Source organism: Ruminococcus sp. 210702-SL.1.03 (assembly GCF_020559915.1).
Lineage (GTDB): Bacteria > Bacillota > Clostridia > Oscillospirales > Ruminococcaceae > YE71.
This window is the reverse complement of sequence record NZ_JAJCLZ010000043.1, coordinates 1-9499: the sequence shown is the minus strand read 5'-3', so window position 1 is coordinate 9499 and position 9499 is coordinate 1. Positions and strand designations below refer to the sequence as shown.

The 9499-nt window shown below is 39.1% G+C and carries 11 protein-coding genes and 1 pseudogene; 9 read left to right on the top strand and 3 right to left on the bottom strand.

Translation table 11 applies throughout. From position 1 onward, the window contains the following. The 8 genes and pseudogenes from LI114_RS12555 to LI114_RS12520 form a co-directional block, all read left to right on the top strand. A pseudogene (locus LI114_RS12555) lies at positions 1–296 on the top strand (hypothetical protein); the annotation flags it as partial. Between the two features lie 131 nt (positions 297–427). Further along, positions 428–820, top strand: a complete 393-nt coding sequence (locus tag LI114_RS12550; RefSeq protein WP_227220970.1) for a helix-turn-helix transcriptional regulator — start codon at positions 428–430, stop codon at positions 818–820. Positions 821–943: 123 nt separating this feature from the next. Further along, the gene (locus LI114_RS12545) at positions 944–1966 is read left to right on the top strand and encodes a glycoside hydrolase family 5 protein (protein ID WP_227220969.1); all 1023 of its coding nucleotides are present in this window, start codon (positions 944–946) and stop codon (positions 1964–1966) included. Positions 1967–2387: 421 nt separating this feature from the next. Next, positions 2388–3245, top strand: coding sequence for a hypothetical protein (locus LI114_RS12540; protein ID WP_227220968.1), 858 nt, complete (start codon positions 2388–2390; stop codon positions 3243–3245). Between the two features lie 17 nt (positions 3246–3262). Beyond that, the gene (locus tag LI114_RS12535; protein ID WP_227220967.1) at positions 3263–4687 is read left to right on the top strand and encodes an ABC transporter substrate-binding protein; all 1425 of its coding nucleotides are present in this window, start codon (positions 3263–3265) and stop codon (positions 4685–4687) included. Positions 4688–4822: 135 nt separating this feature from the next. Beyond that, positions 4823–5584, top strand: coding sequence for a helix-turn-helix domain-containing protein (locus LI114_RS12530; RefSeq protein WP_227220966.1), 762 nt, complete (start codon positions 4823–4825; stop codon positions 5582–5584). 113 nt (positions 5585–5697) lie between these two features. Beyond that, complete coding sequence (gene bglS / locus LI114_RS12525) at positions 5698–6465, top strand: beta-glucanase (RefSeq protein WP_227220965.1); 768 nt, start codon at positions 5698–5700, stop codon at positions 6463–6465. A 23-nt stretch (positions 6466–6488) separates the two neighbouring features. Continuing rightward, positions 6489–7238, top strand: coding sequence for an alpha/beta hydrolase (locus LI114_RS12520; RefSeq protein WP_227220964.1), 750 nt, complete (start codon positions 6489–6491; stop codon positions 7236–7238). 413 nt (positions 7239–7651) lie between these two features. Here LI114_RS12520 and LI114_RS12515 read toward each other — a convergent pair whose 3' ends face one another. The 3 genes from LI114_RS12515 to LI114_RS12505 form a co-directional block, all read right to left on the bottom strand. Beyond that, positions 7652–7945, bottom strand: coding sequence for a hypothetical protein (locus tag LI114_RS12515; RefSeq protein ID WP_413770906.1), 294 nt, complete (start codon positions 7943–7945; stop codon positions 7652–7654). A 223-nt stretch (positions 7946–8168) separates the two neighbouring features. After that, a complete protein-coding gene (locus LI114_RS12510) occupies positions 8169–8603 on the bottom strand; it encodes an SMI1/KNR4 family protein (RefSeq protein ID WP_227220963.1) in 435 nt (144 codons plus the stop codon). 146 nt (positions 8604–8749) lie between these two features. Then, the gene (locus LI114_RS12505; protein WP_181979642.1) at positions 8750–8962 is read right to left on the bottom strand and encodes an Arc family DNA-binding protein; all 213 of its coding nucleotides are present in this window, start codon (positions 8960–8962) and stop codon (positions 8750–8752) included. 269 nt (positions 8963–9231) lie between these two features. On the opposite strand from LI114_RS12505, the gene LI114_RS12500 reads away from it, so the two are divergent. Beyond that, the gene (locus tag LI114_RS12500; protein ID WP_227220962.1) at positions 9232–9483 is read left to right on the top strand and encodes a hypothetical protein; all 252 of its coding nucleotides are present in this window, start codon (positions 9232–9234) and stop codon (positions 9481–9483) included. Positions 9484–9499: the final 16 nt, after the last annotated feature.

Genomic DNA, 9499 nt, shown 5'->3' with positions numbered 1-9499 from the left:
GTATTGTCAAAAATTTGGCAATTATTGCGTTTACACGGTTTATTTTTTGGAACCAATATAATCATACCCATGATGCCGATCTTGTGATACAGCGTCCAACCGGCTCTGGCAATCATCTTCTTTTGCTGCTAAAAACTCCTGCTGTGTTTACTTTTGGTGAAAAAGATGTTTTTACAGAACCGGATTCATTTATTCTCTTTAAGCAGGGGACACCCCAGATCTACCGTGCTCATGGCCGACATTTTCTAATGATCGGTTCCATTTCAGCATTTCAGATGATGAAACGTGCTTTTTAAAGCTCTTGATATACCATTTGATAAAGTGATGAAAATAGGTGACTTGAATGGTTTTTCACTTATAATAAAAAAATATGAGTTACGAGAATTATTCATCAAATCTATATAAAACAGATTCGGTGGAATTATATATGAAACTGTTTTTTTTGAAACTTAGCGAAAAGATCCATGCTGCAGGAAAAGAGAAATCTGACACATATTACGATAAGCTGTTTATCCTACGTTCAAAGATCTACAATAAGCCTTATCAAGATTGGAATGTGGAGGGGCTTGCACATCAGCTTGCCATGAGCCAATCATATTTTCAGCATTTATACAAGAGAATTTTTGGCGTAAGCGTTATGAACGATGTTATAAACAGCCGCATAGAACATTCAAAATATCTGCTGTCCACAACGGATATGCCAATTTCTCAGGAAACCGAAATGTGCGGATATAAGTGTGAATCGCATTTTATGCGACAGTTTAAAGCTCGTATAGAGATGACGTCGACAGAGTACAGACACAGTGTTTCTGGCGGGTAGGGCATGATGTTATAATAACATTACGTTTTTTATATGAATATTAAAATTTTGATATAATTTTCGATCACATAGTGCTAAAATATAACTGTAAACAAAACTTATATCAGAAAGGACGGTAAAAATATGAGAAAGTTTAATGGTTATATGCACGGCGTTGATATCGGAGGCTGGCTGTCACAATGCGATTACAGCAAGGAGCATCTCGATAATTTTATCACAGAAGAGGATATCAAGCGTATAAAGGGTTGGGGCTGCGACCACGTTAGAGTGCCTGTTGATTATAATATCTTTCAGGATGAAAACGGCTTTATAGAGAGCGGCTTTGAGTATGTTCAGAAGTGTATCGATTGGTGCGGAAATAACGGTATCAATATGATACTTGACCTGCATAAGACAATGGGCTTTTTCTTTGATAAGGCTCAGGCTGAAAGCGGATTCTTTGATAACGCTGAACTTCAACAAAAATTCTATGACCTTTGGGAGGAGTTTGCAAAGCGTTTCAGCAAATATTCTGACAGGGTCTCTTTTGAACTTCTCAATGAGGTAACTGACCCTAAATTCAGCAAAAAGTGGAATGCTATCGCTGAAAATGCTATAAAGCTTATTAGAAAATACAGCTCTGATATAAATATCATTGTCGGCAGCTATTGGAACAACTCTATCGATTCAATGAAAGATCTTGACGAGCCGTATGACGAGCATATAGTTTATACTTTCCATTGTTATGACCCATTTCTTTTTACTCATCAGGCTGCCTATTGGGTAGATGAGATGCCAGAAGATTTCAGGATAGATTATCCGGGCAGCGTCCCAAAATACAGAAGTGAGATAAAGCGTCTTGGTCTTGAATATATGCAGACATACGAGGAAGTAAAGACAGAAAAATTTACGCCTGATTATTTTATGAGCAGATTTGCTGAGGCTGTAAGGGTCGCTGAGGAAAGAAATGTTCCTATGTATTGCGGCGAGTACGGCGTTATAAACCTTGCGTCTGCTGAAAATACGCTTAACTGGTATAAGGATATAAGCAGCGCCTTCGAGAAATGTTCTATTGGCAGAGCAGCTTGGTCATACAAGGGTGTTGACTACGGCTTTGTTGACGGACATCTTGACAGCGTTCTCGATGAACTGGTAAAGTATCTTTGATAGATAATTTCTTCATATAACTCCATTTTTGGGCAAGCTCGGTCACGTTAGCCGAGCTTGTTTTTTTGTGCTAAGTTTCATAAATTTATATTTGCTCATAAAATTCTATTTACAATAATTATTTGATATAAATAATTGAATATTGATATAATAGTTTTACAACAAAGTGTATAATATAAACCTAATCATTCATAGTCACTTTCTTATAATAACTTCCGAATAAACAGACCTGCTTGAATATCAAGTAGGTCTGTTTTCATATTTTTATACTATCTCATAAATTCGATATTAAACACTTTTATGATATTTATGTTACAAATTTGATATAAATAAAACGTTTACACGGTTATAATGTATACAGAAACAACAAAATAAATTGCTTTAAGCAAAAATTTTTATTGAAAATTCGGAGGAAAAAGTTATGAATTTTAAGAAGTTAGCAGCAGGTCTTTCAGCAGCAGTTCTCGCAGCAACAATGATGTCAGTATCTGTTTCGGCAACAAAGCTTGGCGACGTTGTTCACCCGTCAGAGGAGGACACAAAAATGAATGACTCATATTATTCTATCGGAGCAATGGGTTTCTATATGGGTCAGGATTGGAACTGGAATCAGGGTGATTGGGTAGGCATCGATGATACTGGCAAGATAGCTGTTGAATATAAGATAAGTGCAGTTATCGCCGACAAGTCAATGTCAGGCAAGGGAACTCTCGGAGATATGGGCGTTATGGTAGCTAATCTGCCTGAGGGTATATATCCTTTGGATGTTAAGATATCTGATGCAAAGTTCGTTGCCGAGGACGGCACAACAACAGTTTTTGACTCTCTCAATTCTATTACTTCAATGGACGAGGACTCAGAGGGCGGAATAAGAATACATATCAGACCGACCGATGAGGTCGATGAGGAAACAGGCGAGGTAACAAAGAAAGCTTGTCCTGAGGTCGCAGGCTGGGAGAAGGAAGGGGCTTTCAACGGCGGCACACTTTCAATGACGCTTGATTTCGGTGTTGCAGCTGCCGATGACGGAGAGTCAAAAACAGATACTTCAAAGGCAGAATCATATTCTGATACTTCAAGCTCAAAGACAGATACATCAAAGATAGATGCTTCTTCATCTAAGGCGGATACAAGTAAGGCTACTGTTACAGCGGCTGCATCTTCAAAATCTTCTGATGATACGTCTGAGGCGGCAGAAACAGGTGCAGCTGTTGGCGGAACACTTGCTGTTATCGCTCTTGCAGGTACAGCGGTGATCGTTACCAAGAGAAGAAAGTAATATTCGGAGGTATGGCTATGAATAATTCAAAAAGAGTTTTAACATTTGCTCTTGCAGTTTGCTCGCTTTCAGCATTTGCATCTTGCGGAAGTTCAAGTGATTCTTCAAGCAAGGTCGTTGACAAAAAGCTCAAGGAAGATCAGCAGCAGATAGTTCAAAGACTTTCTGACGATATGACAGATGTAAGAGATCTAAAAAGCAACGAAATAAAATGGTTCTCACATTGGGATATCAACCCTACTGAGGCGGAGGACAAAGAGATAGGTGCTGACCTTGCTTTGTTCAAGACAAAGTATAATGGTAAGATAAACTGGGTGCAGACCACTTGGGACACTAAGTTTGACGATCTTGCGGCACTTGTAATGTCAAATGATTCACCTGATTTCATTGGTGCTGATGATATGGACGTTTTCCCTAAGGGCGCTATAAAATCGATGATAGAACCTATCGATGATTATATCGATCTTTCAAAGCCTCTTTGGACGGATATAAAGGGTGCGACAGATAAGTTTATGCTTGGTGACAAGCACTATGTGAGCGTTATCAGAACTGACCCAGCATACGTTTTTGTATATAACAAGCGGACTATGGAAGATAACGCTTATGACGATCCTGCTGAGCTTTTTAAAGAGGGTAAGTGGAACTGGAATACTTTCACAGAAATGTGCCTTGATTTTACCGATTCTGAGAACGATAAATATGCACTTGACGGCTGGTATTATGAAAAGGCATTGCAACAGTCTTCAGGTGTGCCGCTCATCGGTATCACAGACGGAAAGCTTGTAAATAATATTTCTGACCCAATGATAGCAAAGGCTCAGAATATGATGTATGAACTGCAAAAGAACAATGTTGTTTATCCAAAGCACGAGAATAACTGGAAACTCAGAGGCGACGCTGAGGGCAGCGGAATGGCAACAGGTCTGACGCTTTTCTATCCTATCGGACTTTGGGCACTTGAGAATGCTCCGTCAACAACTGTGAACTACGGCGATGTATCAAAGGGAGAGGTAATGTTCGTTCCTGTTCCTTGCTCAGCTGATAGCGATAAACAGTATATCCCTTCAAGAGTACACGGCTTTAGCATTGTAAGAAACGCTAAAAACCCGGAGGGCGTGGCGGCTTTCCTTGAATGCTGCCGTTATGCAGAACTAGATGAGGCCGCACATCAGATAACCCTTGACCAGTACAAGGACGATTATGGCTGGACTGATGAAATGCTGGAAATGAGAGAAACTATCTATGAACTGTCTGCACAGAATCCTGTATTTGACTTTGAACAGGGCGTATCTGCCGATCTTAACTCTATCTGTGATACTGCAATAAGAGGAACAATGAATCCGCAGGAGTCAAAGAGCTGGTCACAGGTCGTTCAGGAAAATGAAAAGGCTATCGATTATATTATCGGCGAGGTTATGACTTCAATGAATGAGGCTAAGTGATCTCATTTTATCAAAAAGCTTTTAACGGAAATTTGGGCGGCAATGTGATTTGCCGCCATTTTTCTATAAAAATGTGTATTGGCTTTACTTATATTAATTAATGTAGTATAATATAATCAAGAGGTGGTGAAAGCTATGGAGATAAACAGGGAATTGTCTATGCGGCAGTTTATGCAAAAGGAAAATGACTATCATCATTCATCATATGAAACTGAACTGGAATTTTATTCTGCTGTGCGGGCAGGCGACCTTGAAACGGTCAAACGGCTGTATACGCCGCTGGATACAAACGAAAAGGGCAGGCTCAGCAAAGACGGTCTTAGGAATGTTAAGTATCATCTTGTCATAACCATAGCAATGCTGTGCAGATTTTGCATCGAGGGTGGACTTGACCCGGAAACTGCATATACCATAAGTGATATATACATCAACAAATGTGATGAGTGCCGCAATGAAGAAAGCGTTATGGCTGTGCACAAGGAAGTCATCGTTTATTATACCAAGCAAATGAAAAAGGCTGTGTCACAGAATGTTTATTCAAAGCATATCCTTATGTGCTTTGACTGCATTTTCGATAATATTTACAAGGGCGTGACTGTGAATCAGATAGCAGATGAACTGAACATAACGCCGCAGTATCTTTCAAAGCTTTTCAGAGAGGAAGTTGGCGTAAAGATATCTGATTTTATTATGTCTAAAAGAATACAGGCGGCCGAAAATATGCTGAGATATTCTGAATATAGTCCGCTTGATATAGCCAACTATCTTGCTTTCAGCTCTCACAGCCATTTTATTGCCTGCTTTAAGAAACAGACGGGACTTACGCCGAAACAGTATAGAGATCAGTTTTTCCGTGCAAACTGGAACAAGCATAGCACAAGCAAATCGAAAATATAAGTTGATATTAATATTCTGATATTTGCATTACTTTTCTGATATAAATATCACATCTGTTGATTTATAATACTTATAGAAGATAAAATCCTGATGTTTATTCGGAGGTAATAAAAATGAAAAAAGTTTTGGCTATTTCACTTATTACAATGATAGTTATGTCTATGGGCAGCTGCGGTGTTTCATCTGACAGCAGTTCTTCGCAAGATGTCAGCAGCAATGCGGAAACGGAAAGCAATTCTCCATACACGGTTGAGGCAGATTTCGGCAAGGGTGCGTCAAGCGATTTCTCCATTTCAGCAGGCTGGTCAAATGGTGCTCCATTCAACTGTTCGTGGAGCGAGGATAACGTAACTTTCAATGATGGAAAAATGCAGCTTATCATTGACGGTATGGGCGATTCAGAGGTGTACAGAGGCGGCGAGTATCGTTCAAAGGAAAACTATGGCTATGGACTTTATGAGGTATCGATGAAAGCCATAAAGAATGACGGCGTTGTATCATCATTCTTTACATACACAGGTCCGTCGGAAGATAATCCTTGGGATGAAATAGATGTTGAAGTTCTTGGTAAGGACACAACAAAGGTGCAGTTCAATTACTACACAAATGGCGTTGGCAATCACGAGTATATGTATGATCTTGGATTTGATGCCTCGGAGGATTTTCACACTTACGCATTTGAATGGAAAGAGGACGGCATAACTTGGTATGTTGACGGAAAAGAGGCATACAAGGCTACTGAAAATTTGCCCGTTACGCCCGGAAAAATAATGATGAATGCATGGAACGGAATTGGCGTTGACAGCTGGCTGAAAGCCTTTGACGGCACAGTTCCGCTTACAGCAGAATATGAGTGGGCAAGATTTACGGCAGCGGAGTAAAATTCATAAAAAGGGGAGTTCTTATGGGCGTAGATATTCAAGAGAAAAGCTGCGTATCAGAAGGCAAAAACATTTTCGGAAAACTGTTTATTCCAAATACTAAGGCAAAAACGTATCCTACCGTGATACTTAGTCACGGCTTTAACAGCATCGGTGATGATATGGCGGATATTGCTTTGACTTTTGCGGGAAATGGATTTCTAGCATATACTTTTGATTACTGTGGTGGTTCGACACGATCGCATAGTGACGGAAAGACCACGGAGATGAGTATTATCAGCGAACAGAATGACCTTAAAGCTGTTATAGATATGATGAGTGAACTTGATATATCAGACAGCGGACAGATATATCTTTACGGCGAAAGTCAGGGGGGATTCGTTGCTGCACTTACAGCGGCAGAAATGCCTGAGCGTATTGCAGCGATGATACTGCTATATCCTGCATTCTGCATACCTGACCAATGGCTTTCAAAAGATCCTGAAAGTATGTCGAAACCCTTTGCCTTTATGGGAGATATGCTGCTTTCAAAGAAATTTTATGATGATGTTCCAAGATATGATGTTTATGATAGAGTTAGTCGGTATAATAGTCCTGTGATGATATTCCATGGTGACAGTGATGAATTAGTTGCTTTATCATATTCCGAGCGATTGAAAACGACTTTTCCTAATGCAAAGCTGAAAGTTATAAAGGGTGCTGGTCACGGCTTTTATGGTGATGACAGGGAATATGTAAAGCGTGCGGCAGTTGATTTTTTTACAACGTTGTAAAACGATTCACATATTACGCTTACTTTTATGTCTTGATTTTTTGGTTCCGAAAAATAAACCGTGTAAACGCAATAATTGCCAAATTTTTGACAATACTAAAATTGCAGCCAAACAGGGCAACGCTGAGGAGCGACCTGACGCAGGCTGTGAGATAAAACTGTGGAAAGCGGCGGCAGAAATGTCGTCGTTTTTCAATATTCCACCGGATATCTCTAAAGCGGATAAACCTCAGAGGTTTGGGGACAGAGTCCCCGACAGCCGTCAGGCTGCAAATCTGTTCTCAAAATATATCGCAAACTGAGAATACGCCAGACCCCATGATGAGCTTCACAAGCTCCATTTCCTTCTCGCTTAAACCGTGATCTCTTGTTTTCATTACAATCTACCTCCAAATTTCTTTGTGGGTATTATTGTCATTTACACGGTTGGGTATTCAGACTCTTGTTAGAGTCCATAACCACGAACACGTCATATTTATCGTAGTCGCTCTTTTTAAGCTGAACGGCATATTTATTGTCATAACAGTACACATTATGACGTTTCAGCTCCGCTCTCGCAGGAGGATAAACCGGATTGCCGATCTCCTCCGTACTTGTTGCACTTGATGCAATCACAAACTGCGATGTAAGATTTTCTTTTCTCACAAGGTCCTTCATGATAAACTCTGCCATTGGCGAACGACAGATGTTCCCATGACAGACAAACATTATTCTGATCATATTATTCTCCGCTGTGTTTTAATACCAATAGAATTATTGTATATAGTATATCATTTTTTCAGCGGTTTGTAAAGAAATATTGGATCAAAGCCAACACGATACATCTACCCGGCAGTTGTTATGAATTACTTTAAGCTTGTTTAAATCGCTGAACACAAAAAAGGAGCGAAAAGGTCTCGCTCCTTAATTATTTTAGCTGAATTGTGTGTATTTAGCTTTTCCTTAAACTGTTTATAAACTCCGTGAAGCTGTCTGCAACAGGCTCAATGTTGAGAGTCTCGTGATCAACGAAAACTATGTGACCGTTGGTCTTATCAAAACAAATAAGATTTCCAAACGGATCGCCAGCAAAACCAACCATGTTCTCTATTTTACCGTCAATATTCCAATCTCTCATATCTCCTTTCCAGTTATTTAATCCCCATATGCTCCATTTATCGTATTTATTAAAAGAAAACAAAAACTCAAATACCCGTGCTTTTTTTCTTCTGCCCTGTTTCGATTTGAATTCTTTAAATTCAGGACGAGCACCATTATAGTTCTTTACAACTTCTTTGTACTCATTAGGAAAGGTATACCCAATATTTTCCTCATATTCTTTAATCAGATCTTCCGATTCTAAAGGTTTTACCCATCTCCAATTCATATTTAATAACCTCCTGTTTTATCTTGCGTCTTGTCTGTTAGCGAGATACAACGTTCCAATTAGCAGTATACTAATAATATTTGCTGTAAGTACAGAAAACGAAAGATTCATATCCATAGCAAGTCTCCTTTAAAAATTCCGATTTGTCAATCTGTTTCACTTTCCGCTTCCGGCTTATAGTTCTTTTCAATATATTCCTCTACGGCCTTGATAAACATCTGGTTCATGCTCATGCCCATTTCAGAAGCAATAGATTTCAGTTTTTCACGCTGTCCCTTTGGAACACGAATCTTGATGTCATCAAGGTGTGTTTTCACATACTTTGCCGTAATCGCTTTTCGTTTTTCGTTGTAGTACATAGAAATCAATCCTTTCATATTGTACCCATTACTATAATTATACTCTTTCAAAATCTTTTTGTCAATTCATCTTATAAAAATTGTCCGGATTTTTTCAGAGAACTTTGTGCGCATTGTAGCTTGAAAAAACAAGTACAATGATATATAATAGCATTGTACCCAATACTAAAACATGAAAGGAGATTTTCAAAATAATTCAAAAAATAATTTCCATTGCAGCAAGTATTACGTTAATAGGTTCATCAAATCTGACAGCTTATGCCTATGATATGCTTGATAAAGAATATATCGTCAGAGAAATTTGGTCTGATTGGTGGAACGGCAAGGGAGATGACGGACTTATCTTTCCTGAAGCAAGCTATAAGCACCATATTCTGACCGAGTGGGTCAATGACAATTATGGCGATGATAATTATGATTGGAGCAAAATCGGTCAGCTGAACTACAATTTCAAAGACTACTACGATGAACTCATAGTGATCTTGTCAATAAAACTTGACACATTGACCGCAAGGATTTGAAGTTAAGCAGCGATAG

What these genes read in the sequence shown, in the direction of transcription:
- LI114_RS12545 (WP_227220969.1), top strand. Translation starts at nt 944, where the DNA reads ATGAGAAAGTTTAATGGTTATATGCACGGCGTTGATATCGGAGGCTGG.
- LI114_RS12520 (WP_227220964.1), top strand. Translation starts at nt 6,489, where the DNA reads ATGGGCGTAGATATTCAAGAGAAAAGCTGCGTATCAGAAGGCAAAAAC.
- LI114_RS12515 (WP_413770906.1), bottom strand. Translation starts at nt 7,945, where the DNA reads ATGTTTGTCTGTCATGGGAACATCTGTCGTTCGCCAATGGCAGAGTTT.
- LI114_RS12550 (WP_227220970.1), top strand. Translation starts at nt 428, where the DNA reads ATGAAACTGTTTTTTTTGAAACTTAGCGAAAAGATCCATGCTGCAGGA.
- LI114_RS12540 (WP_227220968.1), top strand. Translation starts at nt 2,388, where the DNA reads ATGAATTTTAAGAAGTTAGCAGCAGGTCTTTCAGCAGCAGTTCTCGCA.
- LI114_RS12510 (WP_227220963.1), bottom strand. Translation starts at nt 8,603, where the DNA reads ATGAATTGGAGATGGGTAAAACCTTTAGAATCGGAAGATCTGATTAAA.
- bglS (WP_227220965.1), top strand. Translation starts at nt 5,698, where the DNA reads ATGAAAAAAGTTTTGGCTATTTCACTTATTACAATGATAGTTATGTCT.
- LI114_RS12530 (WP_227220966.1), top strand. Translation starts at nt 4,823, where the DNA reads ATGGAGATAAACAGGGAATTGTCTATGCGGCAGTTTATGCAAAAGGAA.
- LI114_RS12505 (WP_181979642.1), bottom strand. Translation starts at nt 8,962, where the DNA reads ATGTACTACAACGAAAAACGAAAAGCGATTACGGCAAAGTATGTGAAA.
- LI114_RS12535 (WP_227220967.1), top strand. Translation starts at nt 3,263, where the DNA reads ATGAATAATTCAAAAAGAGTTTTAACATTTGCTCTTGCAGTTTGCTCG.
- LI114_RS12500 (WP_227220962.1), top strand. Translation starts at nt 9,232, where the DNA reads ATGCTTGATAAAGAATATATCGTCAGAGAAATTTGGTCTGATTGGTGG.